Source organism: Ruegeria sp. BA2 (assembly GCF_056539605.1).
Genome location: NZ_JBQFVE010000010.1, coordinates 34,841 through 58,095, shown reverse-complemented (window position 1 = coordinate 58,095; position 23,255 = coordinate 34,841). Strand labels below are relative to the sequence as shown.

Annotated in this window: 25 protein-coding genes; 8 read left to right on the top strand and 17 right to left on the bottom strand. The window is 57.6% G+C overall.

Features of this window, described 5'->3' with window-relative positions; all coding sequences use genetic code 11:
- Nucleotides 1-76: 76 nt before the first annotated feature.
- Entirely contained in the window at nucleotides 77-517 is a 441-nt protein-coding gene (locus tag ACR0NN_RS18465; RefSeq protein WP_170725215.1) for a DUF4399 domain-containing protein, read from the top strand.
- Between the two features lie 6 nt (nucleotides 518-523).
- Here the strand turns inward: ACR0NN_RS18465 and ACR0NN_RS18460 are convergent, their stop codons facing one another.
- A complete protein-coding gene (locus ACR0NN_RS18460) occupies nucleotides 524-2,551 on the bottom strand; it encodes an FAD-dependent oxidoreductase (RefSeq protein WP_480685271.1) in 2,028 nt (675 codons plus the stop codon).
- A 136-nt stretch (nucleotides 2,552-2,687) separates the two neighbouring features.
- Between ACR0NN_RS18460 and ACR0NN_RS18455 the strand changes: the two genes are divergently transcribed.
- Nucleotides 2,688-3,179 (top strand): RNA pyrophosphohydrolase, encoded by a 492-nt coding sequence (locus ACR0NN_RS18455; RefSeq protein ID WP_170725217.1) that lies wholly within the window; start codon nucleotides 2,688-2,690, stop codon nucleotides 3,177-3,179.
- A gap of 56 nt (nucleotides 3,180-3,235) precedes the next feature.
- Here the strand turns inward: ACR0NN_RS18455 and ACR0NN_RS18450 are convergent, their stop codons facing one another.
- From ACR0NN_RS18450 to nth, 3 genes are all read right to left on the bottom strand, one after another.
- Complete coding sequence (locus ACR0NN_RS18450; protein WP_170725218.1) at nucleotides 3,236-3,571, bottom strand: hypothetical protein; 336 nt, start codon at nucleotides 3,569-3,571, stop codon at nucleotides 3,236-3,238.
- Nucleotides 3,572-3,733: 162 nt separating this feature from the next.
- A complete protein-coding gene (locus ACR0NN_RS18445; RefSeq protein WP_170725219.1) occupies nucleotides 3,734-4,723 on the bottom strand; it encodes an adenosine kinase in 990 nt (329 codons plus the stop codon).
- Nucleotides 4,720-5,364 carry an endonuclease III gene (gene nth / locus ACR0NN_RS18440; RefSeq protein WP_170725272.1) on the bottom strand — a complete coding sequence of 215 codons (645 nt, stop codon included), beginning with the start codon at nucleotides 5,362-5,364 and terminating at the stop codon, nucleotides 4,720-4,722. Before nth ends, ACR0NN_RS18445 begins: the two co-directional genes overlap by 4 nt.
- A gap of 118 nt (nucleotides 5,365-5,482) precedes the next feature.
- Between nth and ACR0NN_RS18435 the strand changes: the two genes are divergently transcribed.
- Together ACR0NN_RS18435 and ACR0NN_RS18430 are read left to right on the top strand one after the other, a co-directional pair.
- A complete protein-coding gene (locus tag ACR0NN_RS18435; protein ID WP_170725220.1) occupies nucleotides 5,483-6,334 on the top strand; it encodes a bifunctional helix-turn-helix domain-containing protein/methylated-DNA--[protein]-cysteine S-methyltransferase in 852 nt (283 codons plus the stop codon).
- 176 nt (nucleotides 6,335-6,510) lie between these two features.
- Complete coding sequence (locus ACR0NN_RS18430) at nucleotides 6,511-6,945, top strand: glyoxalase superfamily protein (RefSeq protein WP_170725221.1); 435 nt, start codon at nucleotides 6,511-6,513, stop codon at nucleotides 6,943-6,945.
- Between the two features lie 56 nt (nucleotides 6,946-7,001).
- Here ACR0NN_RS18430 and ACR0NN_RS18425 read toward each other — a convergent pair whose 3' ends face one another.
- The gene (locus tag ACR0NN_RS18425) at nucleotides 7,002-8,441 is read right to left on the bottom strand and encodes an aldehyde dehydrogenase family protein (protein WP_170725222.1); all 1,440 of its coding nucleotides are present in this window, start codon (nucleotides 8,439-8,441) and stop codon (nucleotides 7,002-7,004) included.
- A 218-nt stretch (nucleotides 8,442-8,659) separates the two neighbouring features.
- Between ACR0NN_RS18425 and ACR0NN_RS18420 the strand changes: the two genes are divergently transcribed.
- A complete protein-coding gene (locus ACR0NN_RS18420; protein ID WP_170684281.1) occupies nucleotides 8,660-9,310 on the top strand; it encodes a peroxiredoxin in 651 nt (216 codons plus the stop codon).
- Nucleotides 9,311-9,346: 36 nt separating this feature from the next.
- Here ACR0NN_RS18420 and ACR0NN_RS18415 read toward each other — a convergent pair whose 3' ends face one another.
- Nucleotides 9,347-10,282, bottom strand: coding sequence for a Hint domain-containing protein (locus ACR0NN_RS18415; RefSeq protein ID WP_480685268.1), 936 nt, complete (start codon nucleotides 10,280-10,282; stop codon nucleotides 9,347-9,349).
- 216 nt (nucleotides 10,283-10,498) lie between these two features.
- On the opposite strand from ACR0NN_RS18415, the gene ACR0NN_RS18410 reads away from it, so the two are divergent.
- The gene (locus tag ACR0NN_RS18410) at nucleotides 10,499-11,032 is read left to right on the top strand and encodes a P-loop NTPase family protein (RefSeq protein WP_170725224.1); all 534 of its coding nucleotides are present in this window, start codon (nucleotides 10,499-10,501) and stop codon (nucleotides 11,030-11,032) included.
- Between the two features lie 63 nt (nucleotides 11,033-11,095).
- On the opposite strand, the gene pnp is transcribed toward ACR0NN_RS18410, so the two are convergent.
- The 4 genes from pnp to ACR0NN_RS18390 all read right to left on the bottom strand — a co-directional run bounded on the left by pnp (nucleotide 11,096) and on the right by ACR0NN_RS18390 (nucleotide 14,591).
- Nucleotides 11,096-13,246: a polyribonucleotide nucleotidyltransferase gene (gene pnp / locus ACR0NN_RS18405; protein WP_170725225.1), complete on the bottom strand. Its 2,151-nt coding sequence runs from the start codon at nucleotides 13,244-13,246 to the stop codon at nucleotides 11,096-11,098.
- Between the two features lie 223 nt (nucleotides 13,247-13,469).
- Nucleotides 13,470-13,838: a DUF1761 family protein gene (locus tag ACR0NN_RS18400; RefSeq protein ID WP_170648798.1), complete on the bottom strand. Its 369-nt coding sequence runs from the start codon at nucleotides 13,836-13,838 to the stop codon at nucleotides 13,470-13,472.
- Nucleotides 13,835-14,257, bottom strand: a complete 423-nt coding sequence (locus tag ACR0NN_RS18395) for an SRPBCC family protein (protein ID WP_170725226.1) — start codon at nucleotides 14,255-14,257, stop codon at nucleotides 13,835-13,837. The genes ACR0NN_RS18400 and ACR0NN_RS18395 overlap by 4 nt, the downstream gene beginning before the upstream one ends.
- The gene (locus tag ACR0NN_RS18390; protein ID WP_170725227.1) at nucleotides 14,238-14,591 is read right to left on the bottom strand and encodes a metalloregulator ArsR/SmtB family transcription factor; all 354 of its coding nucleotides are present in this window, start codon (nucleotides 14,589-14,591) and stop codon (nucleotides 14,238-14,240) included. Before ACR0NN_RS18390 ends, ACR0NN_RS18395 begins: the two co-directional genes overlap by 20 nt.
- A 268-nt stretch (nucleotides 14,592-14,859) precedes the next feature.
- Between ACR0NN_RS18390 and ACR0NN_RS18385 the strand changes: the two genes are divergently transcribed.
- Entirely contained in the window at nucleotides 14,860-16,461 is a 1,602-nt protein-coding gene (locus tag ACR0NN_RS18385) for a BCCT family transporter (RefSeq protein WP_170684275.1), read from the top strand.
- Nucleotides 16,462-16,574: 113 nt separating this feature from the next.
- Here the strand turns inward: ACR0NN_RS18385 and ACR0NN_RS18380 are convergent, their stop codons facing one another.
- The 4 genes from ACR0NN_RS18380 to ACR0NN_RS18365 all read right to left on the bottom strand — a co-directional run bounded on the left by ACR0NN_RS18380 (nucleotide 16,575) and on the right by ACR0NN_RS18365 (nucleotide 19,503).
- Nucleotides 16,575-16,784 carry a hypothetical protein gene (locus ACR0NN_RS18380; protein ID WP_170725228.1) on the bottom strand — a complete coding sequence of 70 codons (210 nt, stop codon included), beginning with the start codon at nucleotides 16,782-16,784 and terminating at the stop codon, nucleotides 16,575-16,577.
- A 680-nt stretch (nucleotides 16,785-17,464) separates the two neighbouring features.
- Complete coding sequence (gene rpsO / locus ACR0NN_RS18375) at nucleotides 17,465-17,734, bottom strand: 30S ribosomal protein S15 (protein WP_039528663.1); 270 nt, start codon at nucleotides 17,732-17,734, stop codon at nucleotides 17,465-17,467.
- A gap of 143 nt (nucleotides 17,735-17,877) precedes the next feature.
- The gene (locus ACR0NN_RS18370) at nucleotides 17,878-18,903 is read right to left on the bottom strand and encodes a calcium-binding protein (RefSeq protein ID WP_480685264.1); all 1,026 of its coding nucleotides are present in this window, start codon (nucleotides 18,901-18,903) and stop codon (nucleotides 17,878-17,880) included.
- A 96-nt stretch (nucleotides 18,904-18,999) separates the two neighbouring features.
- Entirely contained in the window at nucleotides 19,000-19,503 is a 504-nt protein-coding gene (locus tag ACR0NN_RS18365) for a DUF1643 domain-containing protein (RefSeq protein ID WP_170684272.1), read from the bottom strand.
- Nucleotides 19,504-19,612: 109 nt separating this feature from the next.
- Between ACR0NN_RS18365 and ACR0NN_RS18360 the strand changes: the two genes are divergently transcribed.
- On the top strand, nucleotides 19,613-21,061 hold the full coding sequence (locus ACR0NN_RS18360) for a pyridoxal-dependent decarboxylase (RefSeq protein WP_170725230.1): 1,449 nt from the start codon (nucleotides 19,613-19,615) through the stop codon (nucleotides 21,059-21,061).
- 7 nt (nucleotides 21,062-21,068) lie between these two features.
- Here ACR0NN_RS18360 and truB read toward each other — a convergent pair whose 3' ends face one another.
- From truB to rbfA, 3 genes are read right to left on the bottom strand one after another with little or no spacing between them, the layout of a single operon-like run.
- Nucleotides 21,069-21,977 carry a tRNA pseudouridine(55) synthase TruB gene (gene truB / locus ACR0NN_RS18355; protein ID WP_170725231.1) on the bottom strand — a complete coding sequence of 303 codons (909 nt, stop codon included), beginning with the start codon at nucleotides 21,975-21,977 and terminating at the stop codon, nucleotides 21,069-21,071.
- Nucleotides 21,978-22,031: 54 nt separating this feature from the next.
- The gene (locus ACR0NN_RS18350; protein ID WP_170725232.1) at nucleotides 22,032-22,772 is read right to left on the bottom strand and encodes a phosphodiester glycosidase family protein; all 741 of its coding nucleotides are present in this window, start codon (nucleotides 22,770-22,772) and stop codon (nucleotides 22,032-22,034) included.
- Nucleotides 22,769-23,164, bottom strand: coding sequence for a 30S ribosome-binding factor RbfA (rbfA, locus tag ACR0NN_RS18345; RefSeq protein WP_170401134.1), 396 nt, complete (start codon nucleotides 23,162-23,164; stop codon nucleotides 22,769-22,771). The genes ACR0NN_RS18350 and rbfA overlap by 4 nt, the downstream gene beginning before the upstream one ends.
- Between the last annotated feature and the right edge of the window lie 91 nt (nucleotides 23,165-23,255).

Sequence of the window (23,255 nt, the reverse complement as noted above, 5' to 3'; positions counted from 1 at the left end):
ATAAAACCCCGGTTTCTGGACTTTTTTCCAATCGTGCTATGCTGAGAATGGCATTTTTGTGACCACGGAGGAGATTATGAGACCCTTTTTGACAGCTGCCACCTTATGTCTGTGCGCAAGCCTTGCCTGGGCGGGTGGGCCAACACCATCGAACCCCGATGCGAAGGTCTATTTTGTCAATCTCTCTGACGGCGATACCGTGCAATCTCCCGTTACGATTGTATTCGGCCTTAGTGGAATGGGTGTCGCGCCCTCGGGAACCGAGAAGGAAAACACCGGCCACCATCATCTGCTGATTGATCGCCCGCCCATTGGACAAGGCGAGGACGGCGCGGATGAGCTGGCCTATGGCCTGCCTGCGGATGACAACCATATCCATTTCGGCGGCGGTCAGACCGAGGTGACACTGGACATGACTCCGGGCGAACACACGCTGCAGTTGGTACTCGGCGACGCCGGGCACGTTCCGCATGCCACGCCCATCGTGTCCGAGGTGATTACGATCAACGTTGAATAGCGCGCATCAGAAGCTGGCTGCCAATCGTGTGCCCTGATTGATCGCGCGTTTGGCGTCCAGCTCGGCGGCCACATCGGCTCCGCCAATCACATGGGGCGTTATCCCGCGTTCGATCAACGCATCGGCCAGTGACCGATCCGAGACCTGACCGGCGCACAGGACAATCGTATCCGCCGGGATCACGGTTGGGTTTTCGCGGGTTTCGCCAAAGCTGACATGCAGGCCGTCCTCATCAATGCGTTCGTAATTCACACCGCCTACGAAATTGACGTCCTTCATCTTCAGCGTGGCTCGGTGAATCCAACCCGTTGTCTTGCCCAACCCCTTGCCGTGACGCTGCGCCTTGCGCTGCAGCAGTGTGACCTGCCGTGCGGGAGCCTCGGGCTGCGGACCTTCGGGCGCCAGACCCGCGCGATGCTCGGCGGGATCGGTCACACCCCATTCTTTCATCCACAATGGAAGGTCCGTGGTTGGGCTGTGGCCGTCCTCAAGCAGGAACTCGGAAACATCGAACCCAATGCCTCCAGCCCCGATCACCGCGACGGATTTGCCAACCTCGGCCTTGCCGCGCAACACGTCGATATAGCTGAGCACGTTGTCCCGATCCTGCCCCGGAATTTGCGGATCGCGAGGCGTGACACCGGTGGCAATGACCACTTCGTCATATTCGCTAAGATCATCCGCGCTGACCTCGCGGTTCAGTTCCACGGTCACGCCCAGATCATCCATCATGGTGCGGTACCAGTCGACCAGCCCCCAGAACTCTTCTTTTCCCGGTACCTGTTTCGCCATGTTCAATTGCCCGCCGATTTCATGCGCACGGTCGAACAAGGTGACGTCATGGCCGCGCTGGGCTGCTGTCATCGCGGTGGACAGACCAGCGGGCCCCGCGCCTACGATCGCAACCGTCTTGCGCGTCTCAGCCTTGTCGATCACAAGTTCAGTCTCGTGACACGCACGCGGATTGACCAGGCATGAGGTCAGCTTGCCACTGAACGTGTGGTCCAGACAGGCCTGATTGCAGGCGATGCAGGGCGCGATCTTTGCGGCCTCACCGGCAATCGCCTTGTTCACGAAATCCGCATCGGCCAGCATCGGGCGGGCCATCGACACCATGTCGGCGCAGCCGGTCGCCAATACCTCTTCGGCAACTTCGGGCGTATTGATCCGGTTCGAGGTGATCACCGGGATGCCGACTTTGCCCATCAGCTTCTTGGTGACCCACGCAAAGGCCGCGCGCGGCACCGAAGTAGCTATCGTCGGAATCCGCGCCTCGTGCCAGCCGATCCCAGTATTGATGATGGTGGCCCCGGCCTGCTCAATCCGCTGTGCCAGTTCCACAACCTCGTCGTGGGTCGAGCCATTGGGCACCAGATCGATCATCGACAGGCGGTAGATGATGATGAAATCACTGCCTACCGCCTCGCGCGTGCGACGCACCACCTCGATGGGCAGACGCATCCGGTTCTCATAGGACCCGCCCCAACGGTCGGTGCGCTTGTTGGTGTGGGTCACCAGAAACTGGTTCAGGAAATACCCTTCGGACCCCATGATCTCGACCCCGTCATAGCCCGCCTTTTGGGCCAGGACGGCGGCATTCACGATATCCGCGATCTGCTTTTCGATGCCTTCCTCGTCCAATTCATGCGGCGGGAACGGAGAGATTGGCGATTTCACCGGGCTCGGGGCCACGCATTTCGGCCCATAGGCATAGCGCCCTGCATGCAGGATCTGCATCGCGATCTTGCCACAGGCCTCATGCACGCGCTGGGTAACAATGGAATGGTTCGCCACCTCGGTGTCATTGGTCATCATCGAGGCGCCCGGCAGCACCGATCCCTCAAGATTCGGGCCAATCCCACCTGTTACCATCAAGGCCACACCGCCGCGCGCGCGATCCGCATAGAACTCTGCCACGCGGTTCCAATCGCCGGTCTCTTCCAGCCCGGTATGCATCGAGCCCATCAGCACACGGTTCTTCAGCGTGGTGAATCCCAGATCCAGCGGGGCCAGCATGTTTGGGTACGCAGTCATGGCAAACTCTCCCTCCCGTCATTGCCCGTCAGATTGACCTTCGCGTCAGCGTTGTCACGCGAAACCTAACGTCATTCTCTTTGCCTTTGGCGCACCGCTTGCTAGAGACGCAGCAAAGCATGTTCACGAGGCCCGTATGACACCTGATGAGATCGCCAAATTGCCCTACCGCCCTTGTGTCGGGCTGATGCTGATGAATGCCGAGGGTCAGATTTTCGTGGGCCAGCGCAACGACCGGCACAAAGACGCCTGGCAGATGCCTCAAGGCGGTGTGGACAAGGGTGAAGACCCCCGCGATGCAGCGCTGCGCGAACTGTGGGAAGAAACCGGAGTGACCGAAGATCTGGTCGAAATCATCGCCGAGACCGACGGCTGGCTACCTTATGATCTGCCCCACGACATCGTCCCCAAAATCTGGAAAGGTCGGTATCGCGGGCAAGAGCAGAAGTGGTACCTAATGCGCTTTCTGGGCCGGGATGAGCAGATCAATATTCAGACCGAGCATCCCGAGTTTACCCAGTGGAAATGGCAGGCCCCGTCGCGGTTGATTGAAGAAATCGTGCCCTTCAAGCGGGATGTTTACGAAAAGGTGATTACCGAGTTTTCAAGCCTCATTCCGAATGGCTAAAGCTAGCTCTGAAATTTCAGAGCCGGTTCTAAACGGTTGGCTGTGGCGTTCCTTGATTAAGAATGAAAAACCGGCAGTGCCACAATTGCGAATAGAATAATGATTATAGCGGGAAACCACATAATACCGTTGCGAAAATAGTTGAATTGGCCCTGAGCTTCTTTGAAGCGCCGAACATGATATTGAACAATATCCAGCCCGGACAACAACAGATCAAAGAATGAGGCGCTTACGACCAAATATGTCAGGTAGTCGTCCCATCCCCAAGTGCCGTTGCTTTCACCAAGAATCGCCAATGCTGTAGACGCAATTAAAATCACCAGCGGCAGGCAAAATCGAACGACCTGGAAGGTGAGTTTGTCCCCAATAGTCGCGATACAATGGAAATGCATTGGGGTTTTGGTTCTTGTTCATGGTCTTATCCGGTTGAATGAAGGGCGCAGAAAATCGAACAGACAGTTCAAACGCAAGTGCATGGGTGTCGTGCGGTCGAGAATCGGTGTTCAATGAAGGCGAGTACGGTTGTTTGGATGTAGTGAGTTGTGCTCAGGACGTCACAGAAGCCCCTCGGTTCTAAGCAATTCCTGCATATTCGCCTCGGGCCGCGGGCCGATATGGCTGATCACCTCGCGGGCGCAAACATTGCCGATGCGGGCACAGGTCTCGTAATCGCGGCCTGTTGCCATGCCATAAAGGAACCCGGCGGCGAATTGATCGCCCGCGCCGGTCGCGTCCACGGGTACGACCTTTTCAACCGGTACATCGATGCGCGCGTCGCCGTTCAGAACGGTCACCCCGTCGCCTGACCGGGTGCAAACAACCAGAGGGCAAATCTCGGCTGTCTTGGCCAATGCCTCTTCCAGATCGTCGGTTTCGAACAGCGATTTGATCTCGGCCTCGTTGCCGATCACAAAATCCAACTCGTTCTCGATCAGCAGCAGGAAATCCACCCGGTGCCGTTCTACGCAGAACGGGTCAGAAATGGCGATACCCGCCTTGCCGCCGCCCTTGTGGCAGTTGCGCGCGGCCTCCAAGAACGCCGCCTTGCCCTTTTCCTTGTCGAACAGATAGCCTTCGAGGAACATGATCTGGCTATTGCCCGCCACCTCTTCCGAGACGTCCTGAGACGACAGTTCAGACGAAATACCCAGATAGGTGTTCATTGACCGCTCACCATCGGGCGAGACAAAAATCATTGAACGCGAGGTCGGCAGCTCTCCGCCCGGCACTGGCGGGTTGACGAAATCCACGCCATCCTCGTTCATCGCATCGGCATAGAACCGGCCCAGCGCGTCATCATGCACCCGCCCGATGAAAGCGGAATCCAATCCCAAAGCGCCCGCCCCGGCGATGGTATTGGCGACCGAGCCACCCGGCGTCTGAACCCTACCCTCCATCGAGGCATAGAGTACCTCGCCGCGTTCCTGCTCGATCAGCTGCATAATGCCTTTTTCGATGCCCATCAGCTCGAGGAAACTGTCATCGGCCTGGGAAATCACGTCCACAACGGCGTTTCCGATGCCGGTCAGTTGGTAGGTTTTCATTCGGTTTTGTCCTCAAATTCGCAGAGATCGCGGATGATACAGGTCGGGCACTGCGGTTTGCGTGCCTTGCAATGATAACGGCCATGCAGGATCAACCAGTGATGCGCATGCAGCTGGAAATCGGTCGGGATGTTGTCTTCGATGGCGCGCTCAACCGCGTCCACGTTTTTGCCCGGGCAGATGCCAGTGCGATTGCCAACGCGGAAGATATGCGTATCAACCGCCTGCGCCGGATATCGCCACCACATGTTCAGCACCACATTGGCCGTCTTGCGCCCCACACCGGGCAGCGATTGCAGCGCAGCGCGGGAATTGGGCACCTCGCCACCATAATCTTCGACCAGAATGCGGCTCAGCTTAATCACATTCTTGGCCTTCTGGCGGAACAGGCCGATGGTCTTGATATGCTCGATCAGACCCGTTTCGCCCAGATCCAGCATTTTCTGCGGGGTATCGGCGATGTTGAATAGCTCGCGTGTTGCCTTGTTGACCCCGGCATCGGTCGCCTGCGCCGACAGCGCGACAGCCACCACCAGTGTATAGACGTTCACATGATCCAATTCGCCCTTTGGCTCGGGATCAGCCTCCTGAAACCGGGTAAAGATCTCGCGGATCCGGTGATATCCAAGCTGTTTTGCCATTCCGGCCTTAATGCCGCCCGCCGGGCCGCGATACAAGCCCAAAGCCATTGCGCATGTTCCGGGTCGCGGGGGCGTGACCTGCACGCTATGATTTACCCAAGCGAATGAGGTGAGACCCATGAACATCCAGAACCCGGAAAGCGGATATCACTACAACGTCATGCGGCGCGCGATTGAGCTGATTGATCAGGGTGGGGAAAGCCTCAGCCTTGATGAGCTGGCGCGCCAGATGGACATGAGCCCGGCGCATTTCCAGCGCCTGTTCTCGCGCTGGACCGGGGTATCGCCCAAGCGGTATCAGCAATACCTGACGCTGGGCCATGCCAAGGCCTTATTGCGGGAACGGTTCACCACCTTGGAGACCGCACATAACGTGGGTCTGTCCGGCAGCGGGCGCCTGCACGATCTGTTTCTGAAATGGGAATCTATGAGCCCCGGCGAATACGCCCGCAAAGGTGCGGATCTGACAATCTATTGGGGCTGGTTTGAAAGCCCCTTTGGCCCCGCGCTGGTTATGGGAACCGATAAAGGTATATGTGGCATGGCCTTCGGCGCTGAAACCGGCGAAGAAGACGCGATGGAAGACATGCTGTCCCGCTGGCCGCAGGCCGCGTTTGTCGAGGACCCTATGCGCCTGCGCCCGTGGGTGCTCAGCGCCTTCGGTGCAGCCAGCGACCGGTTGGAGCCGACGCCTTTGTACCTGATCGGCTCACCGCTGCAGATCAAAGTGTGGGAAGCGCTGATGCACATCCCCTCGGGCCAGGTCACCACCTATTCCGAGATCGCTCAGCGCGTGGGTTCGCCACAAGCGGTGCGCGCCGTGGGCACCGCCGTCGGTCGCAACCCGGTCAGCTGGCTGATCCCGTGCCACCGGGCCCTGCGCAAATCAGGTGGCTTGGGCGGCTATCACTGGGGCCTGCCGGTCAAACGCGCCATGCTGGCCTTTGAGGCAGCCCAAGCCGACGCCTGATTGACATTCTGGCGCGTCGTTGCCATATGGCACGGCAGGTTCGGGTCCCCTGCCGTTCGCGGCCTTTGGCTTTGGTGAAACCCGGTTGAATCACATCTGTTGCCTTTTCCAGGCGCGCGGATGGCAATGCGAACCCCGTCCAGATTTCGCGCCCGTTTCAGGAAACGAGGCACATTATGACACATACTCAAAACATCGCTCCGGTTGCTGGGCTGAAAGAGCAGGCAAAGCGCTTGCGCAAACGTCTGCAGGACACCGGAGTGAAGCTATCACATAGCGAAGCACTGGAACTGCTGGCGCATCAACACGGTGCGCGGGATTGGAACACACTGCATGCCATGGCCGGTAACCGAATGCAGTTGCGCGTCGGTGACCGGGTTGAAGGCCGCTATCTCGGGCAGCCGTTCACTGCTGAAATCCGTGGCCTGACACTGTTGGGTGATGGATCGCATCGCCGGGTGACCCTTCAGTTCGACGCGCCCGTGGATGTGGTCCGGTTTGACAGCTTTTCGTCCCTTCGCCAGCGTGTGACCGGAGAAATTGGCTGGGATGGCCGCTCCACCCGCCACACCTCGGACGGAGAGCCGCAGCTTATCGTCCGACCTGCCTAAAAACAAAGCGAGGCACCCTTGGGGTGCCTCGCATTTTTGATACCACCAAAACCGGGTTATTCGGCGGCCCAGCCCCCGACGGCCTTGACCTCAAGAAAGTCCTCCAGACCCCAAACTCCACCTTCGCGGCCGTTTCCGGACTGTTTCATCCCACCAAATGGGGAGCCCGCGCTGCGCGACTGGCCATTCATTTCAACCATGCCCGAGCGCAAGGCCCGCGCCATGCGATTGGCACGTGCACCGTCTTGGGTCTGGACATAGTTGGTCAGACCATAGGGCGTGTCATTGGCAATCTCGATGGCCTCTTCCTCGGTGTCGAAGGGGATCATGGTCAGAACCGGGCCAAAGATTTCCTCGCGCGCGACGGTCATCTGGTTATTGGCATCCGCAAAAACCGTTGGCCGCACATAATAGCCTTTGTTCAGCCCCTCTGGCCGGCCCGTGCCGCCCGCAACCAGACGTGCACCCTCATCAATACCCTTCTGGATCAGGTCCTGAATCTTGGTCCACTGCACCTCATTCACCACCGGCCCGATATGGCGACCTTCCTCGGATGCGCTGGCAACAGTCACCTTGCCCGCCACCTCGGCGGCCGTCTCAACCGCCTTGTCATAGACCGGGCGCTGCACCAGCATCCGGCTGGGCGCGTTACAGCTTTGGCCGGTATTGTTCATCATATGCAGCACACCGCGCTTGACCGCCTTTTCATCCGCATCCGCGAAAACCACATTGGCGCCTTTGCCGCCCAGTTCCAGATGCACTTTCTTCAGTGTATCCGCCGCGTTCTTGGAAATCGCGGTGCCCGCGCGGGTCGAACCTGTGAAGCTGACCATATCCACATCCGCATGCCCCGAGAGCTGAGAGCCTACGCCCACGCCATCGCCATTAACCAGATTGAACACACCCGCGGGGAATCCAGCCTCATCCATCATCTCGGCAAAGATCATTGCGTTCAGCGGACTTTGCTCGGACGGCTTCAGAACCATCGTGCAGCCCGCAATCGCCGCCGCGCCGACTTTGAGCGTCACCTGATTCATCGGCCAGTTCCAAGGGGTGATCAGGGCGGCCACACCCACCGCTTCATAGATGATCCGGTCATTCGGCGCATGATCGCCCAAAGGGCGCTCGAATTGGAACGCCTTCGCGGCGCGGACAAAGTTTTTCAGGTGAAAGATACCCGCGCCCGATTGCTGGCTGCGCGCCATATCGATCGGTGCACCCATCTCCATCGACATCGCCTGTGCCAGGTCCTCGGAACGCGTGGCATAGATATCGACCAGTTTCTCGACCAACGCGATACGCTCTTCGACCGGGGTTGCCATCCATCCGGGCAGGGCGGCTTTGGCCGCAGCAACCGCGGCGTTTGTGTCCGCCTCTGATCCCAGCGAGATCACCGCGCAGGGCTCTTCGGTCGATGGGTCGATCACCTCGAAATCATTCGGTGCTGAAGGGGCGACCCATTTGCCGTTAATATAGAAGTTTCGTTTTTCGATCATGGCTCATCCTCCGGAACAGGAATCAATCGACCGGTCGGTCGGTTTTCAAGTGCACTCTGTCACCCAGCCGGGTGTCGGGCAAGGGCAAATCATAATTTGATCAAATTATCTATCCACCGAATCTTCTGACAGAGCAACATGAATGGTTTAACCTGCGCACAAAGTGATTAGGTTGGCAGCAACCGACTCGCGATTGTTCACAGGAGAGGAGTTTCCCAATGGGTTTGCGCATCAACGATACGGTCCCGAATTTCACCGCAGAAACGGATCAGGGCACCATTCAGTTTCATGACTGGATCGGCGACAGCTGGGCCATCCTGTTCTCGCACCCCAAGGACTTTACCCCTGTTTGCACCACCGAATTCTCAGCCGTTGCTCAGCTGAATGATGAATGGGCCGCGCGGGGCACCAAGGTGATCGGCGTTTCGGTCGATGGGGTTGAGGACCACAAGAAGTGGAAGAAGGACATTGAGGCCTATGGCAACGCCAACCCTGGCTTCCCGATCATCGCTGATGACGGTTTGGCCGTGTCCAAAGCCTTCGACATGCTACCGGCCGAGGCCTATCTGCCCGATGGCCGCACCCCTGCCGACAGCGCGACCGTGCGTTCGGTTTTTATCATCGGACCCGATAAGCAACTGAAACTGTCGATGACCTACCCGATGACCGTGGGCCGCAACTTTGCGGAAATTCTGCGCGCACTCGATGGCCTGCAGATGAGCGCCAAGGGTGTTGCCACCCCCGCCAACTGGGTGCCGGGTGAGGATGTGATCATTCCACCTGCGGTCTCCAACGATGAAGCCAAAGAGAAGTTCGGCGAGTTCGAGACGATATTCCCCTATCTGCGCAAAACCAAAGCGCCATCGTGATTGGATAATGGGCGGGGGCGCAAGCCCCCCGCCTTCTTAGTGCGCAAATGCTGTAGTAGCTCCACAAGGGGCACATAATTCCGGGCGCAGCATCTGCACTTCGAACGGCTTCAGAACCGGCAGCACAGTATCCCCATAGCCGCTTGCGCCAGACTGCAGCTCAGGGAACAGCTCGAACAGTTCCTTTTGCACCGCTTTGCTCATCGCACCCAGCGTGCAACCGCCGGGGTAAAACGATTCCGACCACAGGCCTTCGACATTCACAAGCTCATGCTGGTCGAAGAGGATGTGTATATATTCGACGCCTCCCTCGGGTGGCACTTGAATGATGGTCCTGCCATTGATCAAGGATTTGGCCGTTGCCAGCATCATCTGGTGACTGTGATGCAGCTCCATTGCAGGAGAAGACACCACTACCCGATGCTGTGGCGACAGCAGCATATCCCGCGACGGTGTCTGCGGCCCAAGGCTGCCCGCACTGATCCGGATCGGACAGTGTTTTGGGCTCCGCTTCAAATCGGCTTCGCTCAGACGCCGCCGGCCAACCCAACGTACGGCTTGGCTGCTGCCATCCGCCGTGATCACATGATCCCCTGCCTTGAGCTTCTCAATTAGACGACGCCCCGAAGGTGTCAGAATATAAGACCCTGCGGTAAAGCAGACAAAGCTCGGCAGGCTGTCATAAGCCACTGGCGGCGCGGTGCCTTGCACCAGCGCGTTGCCCGACAATGTGCTGCCGACAGTCACATCGCCCGAGGTCACAACGATATACTGCGTGCCTGAAAAGTGGATCAGTGTATATGTGACTGGTGCGCCTGCAACTGTGGCGCTGTAGCCTTCAAAAATCTGGAAATTGGCCGAGTTGTTCAGGTTGGGCAGCGAACTGGTATCAAACTGTGGGTTTGTATCCGGGTCTTGCAGAAAGTTGTCATCATCGGTGATTTCGACTTGATATCCTTGTGTGACCGTCACACTCGGATTACCGAACGGGTCTCCGTCGATTTCGAAAATTGTGATTGAGGCCACTGCAGAGCAATTTCCCGGATGGTTTCGAATTCCTTAACTTCCGGCTAACTCAACTTATAAGTGTTAACATATCGTTTACCTTGACGGTCTGCATCCTGGCGGCAATGAAGGCTGTCTCAGAATTTGAATTGATTAGCCGATGCATACCTTTCGAGGCCGACAATGAGTTCACTATCCACGCTTGGGCAGCGCATCGTTATCGTTGGCCCGTCAAATTCTGGCAAATCGACACTTGCGGTTGCGATTGCCCAAAAGCTGTCGCTTCAGGCAGTCCATCTTGACCAATTGCGGCATTTGCCAAACACCAATTGGCTTGAGCGCCCTGACGAGGAATTCGCGCAGCAGCATGATGCCGCGATCTTGAAAGAAAGCTGGGTAATGGAGGGGAACTACTCGCGCCTTGTACCTCAGCGCCTTGATCGCGCATCCGGTATCATCCTGCTCACTTCGAGTGTCTGGCTGCGTTACTATCGATATCTCAAGCGTACATTGAACAACAACAGCACGCGTGCGGGTCATCTAGAAGGTAGCCAAGACAATCTTTCATGGAAGATGACCAGATGGATCATCAAGACCCGCAACAAAGCCGCCAGGTATGAGGAGATCATCCGCAAAACTGGTAAGCCCTTTGTAAAGTGCAGCACGTCAAAAGACTTGCGTACTCTCTACCGCGATTGGGATTTGTCGCTGCGTTGACAGCCGCCACAAAAAAGGCCCCGGCAGATCACCGGGGCCTTCGCTTTCATGAAAGAGGGCAGATTACTCCGCGCTTTCCTCTTTCTTTTCTTTCTTCTCGGGAACGATCTCTTCGCCGGTTTCCTGATCGACCACTTTCATCGACAGGCGCACCTTGCCGCGATCGTCAAAGCCCAGCAGCTTGACCTTCACTTCCTGACCTTCCTTCAGAACATCCGACGGATGGTTCAGGCGGCGGTTTTCGATCTGGGACACGTGGACCAGACCGTCGCGCTTGCCAAAGAAGTTCACGAAGGCACCGAAATCGACGATCTTCACGACCTTACCGGTGTAGATCTGACCTTCTTCCGGTTCAGCGACGATCGAGTGGATCATCTCATAAGCCTTCTTGATCGATTCACCATCCGGCGAGGCGATCTTGATCACGCCGTCGTCGTTGATGTCGACTTTAGCACCCGACACTTCAACGATTTCGCGGATGACCTTACCGCCCGAACCGATCACTTCGCGGATCTTGTCGGTCGGAATGTTCATGGTCTCGATGCGCGGAGCGTGGACCGAGAACTCGTTGGTCTCGGACAGGGCTTTGCCCATCTCACCCAGGATGTGCATCCGGCCGTCCTTGGCTTGCGCCAGGGCTTTCTCCATGATCTCGGGTGTGATGCCCGCAACCTTGATGTCCATCTGCAGCGAGGTGATGCCGTTTTCGGTACCAGCCACTTTGAAGTCCATGTCGCCCAGGTGATCTTCGTCACCCAGAATGTCCGACAGGATGGCGTATTCGCCGTCATCTTCCAGGATCAGACCCATGGCCACACCGGCAACCGGTGCTTTCAGCGGAACACCCGCATCCATCATCGACAGCGAACCGCCGCAGACCGACGCCATCGAGCTGGAGCCGTTGGATTCGGTGATCTCCGACACGATGCGGATCGTGTAGGGGAAGTCGGTTGCCGCAGGCAGAACCGCCTGCAGGGCGCGCCATGCCAGCTTGCCGTGGCCGATCTCACGACGGCCGGGGCCACCAACGCGGCCAACTTCACCTACCGAATAGGGGGGGAAGTTGTAATGCAGCAGGAAGTTCGATTTGAAGTTGCCATGCAGCGCGTCGATGAACTGCTCGTCATCACCGGTGCCCAGCGTGGTCACGGCCAGCGCCTGTGTCTCACCACGGGTGAATAGGGCGGAACCGTGCGTACGCGGCAGCATCGAGGTTTCCGCAACGATCGAACGGATATCGGTGGTCGAACGACCGTCGATCCGCTTGCCGCCTTTAACGACGTCGCCGCGCAGAATGCCTGCTTCCAGCTTTTTCATCGCGGACCCGAGGTTGCCGTCTTCCAGCTGTTCTTCGGTCAGCGCTTCCTTGATCGCTTCACGGGCAGCGGCAACAGCGGCGGTGCGCTCTTGCTTGTCGGTGATCGCGAAAGCTGCGCGCATCTGCTCTTCACCGGCGGCCTTAACGGCAGCGGACAGCTCGGAGTAATCCGGCGCCTGGAAGTCAAACGGCTCTTTCGCGGCTTCTTCGGCCAGCGAGATGATCAGGTCGATTACCGGCTGAATCTGCTCATGCGCAAAGTTCACCGCGCCCAGCATTTCCGCCTCGGACAGCTCGTAGGCTTCCGATTCCACCATCATCACGGCGTCTTTGGTGCCGGCCACAACCAGATCCAGGCGCTGTTCGGGGTTCAGACGCAGGTCCTGCATGTCGTCGACGGTCGGGTTCAGGACGTATTCGCCATCCTCAAATCCAACACGGGCACCGGCGATCGGGCCACGGAACGGCGCGCCGGAAATGGTCAGTGCAGCCGAGGCAGCGATCATCGCAACGATGTCGGGATCGTTGACCAGATCGTGGCTCAGCACGGTGCACATCACCAGAACTTCGTTCTTGAAGCCGTCAACAAACAGCGGACGGATCGGACGGTCAATCAGACGCGCGGTCAGCGTCTCTTTCTCGGTCGGGCGCGCCTCGCGCTTGAAGAAGCCACCCGGAACCTTACCGGCGGCATAATATTTCTCTTGATAATGTACGGTCAGCGGGAAAAAGTCCTGACCGGGCTTTTGGCTCTTGGCAAAGGTCACGTTGGCCATAACGCTGGTTTCGCCCAGCGTGGCAATCACGGTGCCGTCCGCCTGACGGGCAACCTTGCCGGTTTCCAGTGTCAGCGTCTCTTCGCCCCACTGAATCGATTTCTTTGTTACATCAAACATATGCGTATCCTAGAACGGAGCACTCCCGCCCCTGCGGGTCTCCGGTTTGCATGGCGGCCCCATTGCCGCCGACCCCACTTTATCTTCCATTCGAGTGCCGGGGTCAGGGCACAACGTCTCAGATGACTGGCCCATACATCAGTTTGGAGGCTTTGGAAAGTCGGGAGTTTTTGGGGGCAGGGGATTGCCTAACCCCTGCCCAAGCAGGGCAGGGGCTGATATATCAAAGGATCGCGTGCGCCAATATCATCACCACGCCGCAGCCCAGCGCATAGCCGGTGTCGACCGCGATGGCGAAGCCGCTTTTCTGCGCCCATGCCCCGACCGATGCGGCCTGAGCAGCCACCGCAAGGATCGCCAGTACCGCAACGCCAAGGCTGTTGGTGGTCTCGGTCACCGCGATCACGGCGGCCAGCAGGATCAGGAACACGATTTGGGCCGCCATCTGCGGCAGGGGTGGAGATTCGGGCGGGGTGGGGTCGATCCGTGTTCCCTCGGCCCAGCGTTTCTGAAAGCCGACGGGTCCATAGACCAGCCAGCCCAGCAGAAAGGCCGCGATCACACCCACGCCAAGGGCCAGCCAGTTGATCACAGCGCACCCTCCAGTGTCTCAAGGATACGGGTCCAGCCGCCTTCATGGTTGTTGCGGCTTTCTTCTGAAGGGAAGCGGATGTGGTGCAGGCGCAATTCCGTACCCTTGTCGGTGGGTGTGAAATCCAGCGTCACAGTGGAATCGTCCTGACTGTAGGGTGAATTCCAGGTGAATTGCAGCCGGTTGGGCCGGTCGATCACCTTGTATTCGCCTTCATGCGGCAGATCTCCTGCCTCAGGCGCGCGCATGATGATCTTGAAACGACCGCCCACCTTGGCGTCGGATTTCGCCTCGGGTACGGTCATATTGGGGCCGGGCAGCATGAACTTGGCCAGCATTGCCGGGTCGAGCCACGCATCAAATACCTTTTCAGGCGGGTGCGGGATGGCGCGGGTGATTTCAAGGGACAGTTCCGTCATCTTCTGGGTCCTCCAAAGCAGTTTCCAAGGCGTCCAGCCGAAGCGCCCAGATCGAACGCAGCCCGGCGAACCAGTCATCCACGGCTGACAAGGGGGCCATCTGCACCTCGATCAGATGCTCGCGCCATTCCGTCCGGCGCTGCACCAGCCCGGCATTCTCAAGCACCTTGATGTGCTTGGATACCGAGTTGAGGCTCATATCGAATTGCCGCGCGATATCCGTCACCCGCAATGGTCCCTGCTGCGCAAGCATCGTCAGGATCACGCGGCGGGTCGGGTCGGATGCGGCCTTCAATATTGCATTGAGGTCATAGCGACTCTCTCGTTCAACCATTTGGATGAATTACCTGCCTTTTCTGCTTCAGTCAACCTTTTGGGTGAATAACAATTTATCCACGGTACTGAAAGCTGAATCTACAGCTTTCCCGGCGTAAGCATTCGTAAAATCGAATATATTTGGTGAAAATTTAGTATCCGTATAGGCTGAAACCACCATACCTGCGGTCGAGACGACGGAAACGCGCCAAGGGACTACGAATACCACCTCCGTCCGCCGGTCGAATACCTTGGCGTTTGCATATTGCGAACAGAAGGGTAGACGCATGGCACAAACCAAGAAAATGCTGGATCCGGATCCCCGGATTTACGATTTTGAGACCGAATATGAGCTCGGGCAAGACAATGTCCGGCCCTTCGGTCTGGATATCCATAACCCGGTCTTTTTGATCTCAAGCATCCTGATCTTTGCGTTCGTCCTGATCGCGCTGGCAAATCAGGAGGCAGCGGCAACCTTCTTCGGCTGGCTCCGGCCCTGGCTGACCAGCACGTTTGACTGGTTCCTGGTGCTGTCAGTTGACGCAATCACCCTGTTCTGTCTGGTGCTGATCATCCTGCCTGTCGGCAAAGTTCGCATCGGCGGCAAGGACGCCAAGCCTGACTATTCCTATGCCGGTTGGATCGCGATGATGTTCGCCGCCGGTATCGGCATCGGGCTGCTGTTCTTCGGTGTGATGGAGCCGGTCTATTACAACTTCGCCGAAGGCGGTAATGCACGACCCTTAGGCATCGATATCGCGGTGCCTGGCAATGAGTATATTGGCATCGTTGGCACGATCCACCACTGGGGTCTTGAAGGCTGGGCAGTTTATGCCGCAGTTGGTTTGGCACTGGCGATCTTCAGCTACAATCTCGGTCTGCCGCTAACCCTGCGCTCGGCCTTCTACCCGATCTTGGGCGAACGAGTCTGGGGCTGGTGGGGCCATCTCATCGACACGCTGGCCGTGTTTGCGACGCTCTTTGGCCTGACCACCTCACTGGGACTAGGCGCTCAGCAGGTGGCTGCTGGCTTGAACGAGGTCTTTGGCATCGAACCCAGCCCCACTGTCACCGTCCTGTTGATCATTGGCATCACCTTGATCGCATTGGGATCGGTCCTGATGGGCATGGATGCAGGTGTCAAACGGCTGAGTGAGATCAACATGATCATGGCCGTGGGCCTGTTCATCTTCGTCATCGTTGTCACCGGTGTTGGCACCGCCATCGCGCGGTATTTCAACGTAATGGTGGATTACGTGACGCACCTGCCTGCTCTGTCCAATCCGTTCGGTCGGGAAGACACCAGTTACTTCCACGGTTGGACAACCTTCTATTGGGCTTGGTGGATCGCATGGTCGCCTTTTGTGGGCATGTTCATCGCCCGCATCTCCAAAGGTCGCACAGTGCGTGAATTCGTGATCTGTGCCTTGCTGGCTCCCACTGCGGTATGCGCCTTGTGGATGTCGACCTTTGGCGGCGCAGCCATCGACATGCTGAACGCAGGCGGCGCAGAAGGTGTCCGCGCCACGGTGATCGACAGTTACGCCCCAGAAGGTGCGCTGTTCGGGTTCCTGAAGGAACTGCCGCTCTATGGCATCATCGCACCCATCGCTCTGATCCTGATCGTGGTGTTCTTTGTAACCTCGTCGGATTCGGGCTCGCTGGTGATCGATACGATTACCGCAGGCGGCAAGATGGATGCACCGGTTGTGCAACGCGTGTTCTGGTGCACGCTTGAAGGCCTTGTTGCAATCGCACTGCTGCTGGGCGGAGGGCTCTCAGCCTTACAAGGGGCCGCTGTTTCGACCGGCATTCCGTTCACCTTGGTGGTTCTGATCATGTGCTACTGCCTGTGGCTGGCGCTCAAGTCAGAGAAGGCCAAGATGTAGCTGAAGCAACCCTGAGAAAATCGAAGCGCCCGCCAAATTGGCGGGCGTTTGTCTTTCATGACAGAGAATTCGTGTCCGTCTTATACGGCATCAACACAGATACACTTCTAATGTTAGTGCAGCGAATCCTCTTGGATGCGCTGGGTCGGATGCTGCATTTGTTCATCCTCCAAAATCCCCTGAAGGATTGCGGCGGTCTCTGTTTTCGTGATCGTTTCTTTCGGTGCAAACGGATCGTCCAGAATCGCGGGTGCTTTTGCGACTTTGGTATCGCCCATAGCTTTGGCCGCGCGCAGTCGGTTCAGAATTGTCTTAAATGGCATTATTCCCCTCCAGCAATTTATCGTCGTCAAATCCTTGCCGCTGCGGGCCAAGTCCGAACCACGTTTGGAAAGGGCTCAAAGACCTACTTCCGTGAGTGTGAACCCGCAGCGACACCGCCCATGTAAGAAAAAGCAGAACCAGAAATAGGGGGAAGAAATCGGTGTTTCGCATCATTTTTTGACCGCCTGATCAAAAGTGAAGAGATTGCTTACGCTTACGTCAACATTCTAAGCCAAGGCCGTACATTCATGACGCCACGTCACAGCCCAGGACCCGATGGTTGCACGCATGCTCGAGGTTCTTGGGCTAAAAGAAAAAACGGGCGCGCCCACCACAGGCACGCCCAGTCAACAGGGAGGACTATTAAAAACCTGACGCTCGAAAAAAAAGAAGCGCCTACTCAGTAACAAACCCAGAATGACGCATTCCTGGGTTTCGTTCAGTGAAGTGGTTCACATGAGTCTAAGAAAATTTGCAGTTTTTTGAGTAACCGAAAAATTGCCAGCCAAGGGCAGGCGCGTGGTGGCCGTCAAAATAGCTCATGGTTTCTTGCCGCGCCGCGAATAAGGAACCGGATCAGTACGCCTAAAACAAATACGCCCACCAGATGGCGGGCGTAAAAGATGTACAATTTGTACAAAAGGGCTTTCAGAGCCTGTACAACACGAACAATTCGCGTTTAGCGGCGGATGCCCAGCTTTTTGATCAGGTCCTGGTAACGCGCTTCTTCTTTGCCCTTCAGATAGTCCAGCAGTTTACGGCGCTGGGCAACCATCTTCAGCAGACCACGACGACCGTGGTTGTCTTTCTTGTGGGTCTTGAAGTGCTCGGTCAGGGTGGTGATGCGCGAGGTCAGGATAGCGACCTGAACTTCAGGCGAACCGGTGTCGCCTTCTTTGGTTGCGAATTCTTTCATGACGCGTGCTTTTTCAGCGGCAGTGATCGACATCGGGGTCTCCTTTGAAGGTTAGAGTTGATGGCGCAGGCCGGGATGTCGTCCAGCACAGGCCCATGGAGAAAACCGCACCGATTCCGATGCGGATGGGCGCGTATAGGCGCATTTGGGGCAAATGGCAAAGGGATTCTGCCGGGTCAACCCGCGAAGGCAAATTGCTCTAGTTGCGCCTCGGTTACGAACTGAATGTCTTCAACGGTTAACCCTTCGGCCCTATAAAGCTGCGCGACGTCTTCGCCATTGACCCGAACATGGGTCAAGTCATTGTTTTCACGATCCTGTTCGATCGTCAGGTCTGGCTCGTCATGGCTGTCCCAGGTGATCAGAAGCTTGTCATGGCCGATCTGGAAATCCATGATTGTCGTGGGTTCTTGCGTGGGTTCGGATTGCACAACGATCTCGTCGTCGCCTTCCCCGCCGGTCACGACGTCGCCGCCCTCTGCCAGAATGACGTCATCCCCCGCGCCCCCGTTCAGAAAATCGGGTGACGTCTCATCTGGGCCGTCATCACCGCTTAGGATGTCATCGCCGTCGCCGCCGAACAGGGCGTCCTCACCCGCACCCCCGACGAGGTTGTCATCGCCATCGCCCCCTTGCAGCGCATCGTTTCCGTCATCGCCACGCAGCGTATCATCGCCCTGACCGCCAAAGATTTCGTCATCTCCTTCGCCCCCGTCCAGTTCGTCCGCGCCGTAATGGCCATAGAGGGCGTCTTCGCCCGACCTTCCGTCCAGACTGTCATCGCCATATTCGCCATGCAGCACATCATCCCCCAGATTGCCAAACAGCTGATCGTCTCCATCACTGCCATAAAGGACGTCATTGCCAGCCCCGCCGTCGATGACGTCGTCGCCACCATATCCGTTGATCTGGTCGTTTCCGTCTTGCCCGGTCAGAACATCCGCACCCTCATCGCCTGCGATGACGAGATGGCCATCATGTTCGGAAATAACTTCGCCAGAATCGCTGTCATCGGGCGAAACGGGATCTTCTACATTCTCGTCCGCGTCCAGGAGGTCGCCTTGCGTTGCCTCGTCTTCGGCGCTTTCCTCTATTCGCTCTTCTTCATCATCATCGCTCGCGTCTTCTGGCACAAGAACATCGCTGAGCGCATAAGCGGCGCCACCCATGGCCGCCATTCCGAACAAGCCGATCAGAAACATGATTACCCTCCGCAAGCACATTGGCTCCGAGTGTAAAACATCTCATGCAATCAAGAGGTTGGTCAAAGCCAAGTTGCAGGCGTGGTTAACCCTTTGTCACCACGGTTCCGGCTGCTGGGTGTAGGCGATATAAAGCGGGTGTTTCGGGTGCCCGCCCTTGGTCAGCCCAAGATGGAACAATGGCTGACCGGTATCCCGCAGCAGAGATTCAACGGCGGAGCCACGATCCAGATGCGCGCCATGGGTGCCCCAGGCAGCGATGACCTGATCGGCCCATTGTACGCCATCCAAGATCGCCCGGTCATTCTCAGAACCCACCGGATCAGCGGCAGCGCGCATCTTGCGGGGGTCGGTATCGCGCCAGGCAAAGATGTTGGTGACCTGAAAAGCACCGAATCCCAGCGCCCGCGCGCGGCGTTCGCAACGCTCCACCGTGGGATCGTTCTGAACCTCGGTCGCAGTCGACGGATTCAGCATCACAAACAGCGCCTTGCGCCCACTCTCGTCCCACACACGCGTCAGGCTATAGCGATAGTTCTCGCAGTCCGAATAGACAGCGGTCGAGGGGGCATCGCCCTTTGTGTGAGTACGGGTGATCATGCAGCCGGGTTTGGCCGGAATTTAGCAAGTTTACAAGGGGCGATGCCGTGATCCTTAACTTGTGCTATACCTGCCGTCATTTGATCGACATTTTCTTGGGGGGTAAGATATGACATTTGAAACACTGGATCCGGCAGATTGGGAACAGACCCGAAATTTGGCGCATGAGATGTTGGATATGGCGTTGGATCATACCCGCGACGTGCGTGATCGGCCAATCTGGCAGGATATGCCAGATGCGATACGCAGCGGTTTTGAAACACCCGCACCTCAGCAGGGTATGCCGCTGGCTGATGTGATGGATGATGTTCAATCTCAGGTCATGCAATATCCGATGGGCAATATTCATCCCCGGTTTTGGGGCTGGTATATGGGCGCGAGCAACTTCACAGGCGCGATGGCCGACTTTCTGGCGGCGGTGCAGGGGTCGAACTTAGGGGGCGGAAACCATGCGGCTGCCTTGATCGACCGGCAAGTCGTCGACTGGCTGCGCGAAATGATCGGATTGCCGGACGGGGCCAGCGGAACATTGGTAAGCGGTGGCAGTGTGGCCAACATGATCGGGCTGACGGTGGCCCGTAACGTGAAATCCGGCATCGACATGCGCGAAGAGGGTGTTGCCGCCATGGAAAAGCCGATGCGGTATTACGGATCGGATCAGATGCACAGCTGCCATCAAAAGTCGCTCGAAACACTGGGTCTCGGCAACAAAGCGCTGCGGCGTGTTCCTACACGGAACGATCTGACCATGGACCTTGAGGCGCTTGCCCGCTTGGTCGCGCAGGATCGCGCAGATGGCCTTAACCCCGCCTGTGTGATTGCCACTGCCGGGACCGTGAACACCGGTGCCATTGATGACCTGTCTGCGATCGCGGATTTTTGCCGAAACGAGGGTCTTTGGTTCCATGTCGATGGTTGTATCGGTGCGTTGATTGCAATCGCCCATGACAACAGTTGGCGCGTGTCCGGTATTGAGCGCGCAGATTCCGTCGCGCTTGACCCACATAAATGGCTGCATGCCCCGTTCGAAGTGGGCTGTGCTCTCGTGCGGAACCATGATGCCCATCACGCGACATTTACCCTGACCCCGGAATATCTCAAGCCGCAGACCCGTGGTGTCGCGGGCGCGGCCTTCTTGCACGATTACGGTATTCAGACATCACGCGGTTTTCGAGCCCTGAAAGTTTGGATGTCATTGAGGGAACACGGCGTTCAGAAATTCGGCAGGCTGATCGATCAGGATATCGAGAAGGCGCACTATCTCACGTCACTGATCGAAGCTGAGAATGACCTAACGCTGATGTTTCCGACCAACATCAACATCGTCTGTTTCCGCTATGATCCGGGCGGGCTAAACCCCGAAACTCTGCGTGCAATAAACTCAGAAATCATGTTGTGCCTGCAGGAAGAAGGCACAGCGGTTTTGTCTGACACCACAGTTCATGGTGCACATTGCCTGCGGGTTGCTGTCAATAATCACCGCACGCAAAAGCAGGACCTAGAGCTTCTGGTTTCCGAGATACTTCGGCTGGGTCAAAAATTGCGGGCTGCTGCCTGAGCCGACATCAAGTGGCGACAAAGACGCGGCTTGGGTGCAATTCGCCCGACTTATAAATTCCCACGGCCACTGCCTTGCCGTCCAGCGAGGCCCAGGCCTCGTCGCCGTATTCCACGTCGGACGCCAGCACCATGCCCGGGTTGCCGTTGCGCAGACGCGTGGCGCCTTCGGGGGTGCACTTTAATTCTGGCAGGTCCGACAGGCCGGTTTCCAGCGGATGCAGATGGTCGTCCAACGCAGTGGTTTTTGCCATCTCGTCGATCTGTTCGATGCTCAGCCCGTCTTCGGCTTCGAACGGGCCAGACCAAATACGCCGGAGTTCTTTGACATGACCGTGACAGCCAAGCGCCTTACCCAGATCGCGCGCAATGGAACGGACATAGCCGCCTTTGCCGCAGGTCATCTCCAGTACGACATGGTCATCGTCGGGTCGGTCGACGAGGATCAGTTCCTCGACCCACAAGGGGCGGGCAGACAGTTCAACTTCCTCGCCATCGCGGGCTAATTTATACGCGCGCTGGCCGTCGATTTTGACAGCGGAAAACTTAGGTGGGACCTGCATGATCTCACCCAGAAACGGGCCCAACGCCTGTTTGATATCGTCATCTGAAGGGCGCGCATTGCTTTTTGCGATCACCTCGCCCTCGGCATCGTCGGTGTTGGTGGCTTGACCCAGACGCACGGTGAAGGTGTAGGCCTTCAGCGCGTCGGTGATATAGGGAACGGTCTTGGTCGCCTCACCTAAAGCCACGGCCAAAACGCCAGTTGCTTCGGGGTCCAGCGTGCCCGCATGGCCTGCTTTCTTGGCGTCCATCGCCCAACGCACTTTGTTGACCACCGCAGTCGAGGTCATACCCGCGGGCTTGTCCACCACCAGCCAGCCTGAAATGTCGCGGCCCTTGCGTTTGCGTCCCATTTTACATCCTGAATCTTATCGAGGCGCGCGAGTTAGCGGATCGCCCAGCCGCTGTCAATTTGCCGGTACGTCCTCAACAACGCCCACGATGGGACCCAGCGAAAACCCGATATCTGATCGGTTGCTGGCGCGTTCGTACATGCGCGAGATATTGCCATCGAGAAACAGCGCATTTGGCATCTCAAGCACATCGCGGAACAACCTGCCGAATTCGTGGAATGTCACCGAGTCTTCGGAGATGGCAAACACCGCTCGCGCGCCATCAGCGCTGGTACCCACCCCGTTACGTATATAGCGCGAGGTTGAATCGGGCAGAAAGCGCGGATGCAACTCGCCTTCGATCACCAACATGGGGCCGGATTGCGTGGCAAAGCGGCACTGGGGTGCCTGCTCGACGAATTCCAAAGTCTCAAACACATCTGCGCGGGTTTCACGAATACAGAACACGCCATTGGGTAGCAGGCCGAAGTTGCCCGGCCCAGCATTCGGAATCACGCGCATCTGTTCCTGCCCGTCTTCGACATAATGGCCAACGGGCGCGCGGTCGTCATGGTACATCCCCGCGTTCATCGCAAAAGCAAGCCGCTTGCCCTGCGGCTCCAGCGCCTCGTTCACCGACGAAAAATGGCCCAGCAGATCGCCATTTTCGTCGTTCAGAAACAGGCGCAAATCTTCCGAGGCATCCACCTCGCAAATGGTATAGCGCTTATCCTCATGGGTCAGCTTCTCGCAGGTGACTGCGGCGGCTTGCGCAGCCCACAGAACCGCGCCCAGCGTGACAAGCGTGCGGATCACTCGTCCAGATCGCGGCGCACCGCGTCCTGTTCGAACATGCGACGGGTATCGTCAAGACGGTCGAACGTGTCGTCCAGACGGAACCGCAGGTCGGGCGAGAATTTCAGGTTAAGCTTTTTGCCGATCACACGCCGCAGCTCTCCCTTATTGCGGGCCAGCAGATCGATTACATCCTCCTGCCCCTTACCGCCTAGGGGCAGCACATAGGCGGTGGCGATCTTCAGATCGGGCGAGGTGCGCACCTCACCCACGGTGATCGACATGCGGTTCAAGTCGGGGTCGTGGACATCTCCGCGTGCCAGAACTTCGGACAGGGTGCGACGGATCAGTTCGCCGACGCGCAGCTGTCGTTGGGACGGGCCGGGGCCATCGTGGAATTTGTTCTTTGCCATAAACCTCGATCTAAGCGCAAAGCGGGGCTTTGCCAAGCGGGTGCGAACGGGGTAGGAGGCTTTGAGCCGACTGCAACAAGGGAACAAAGCA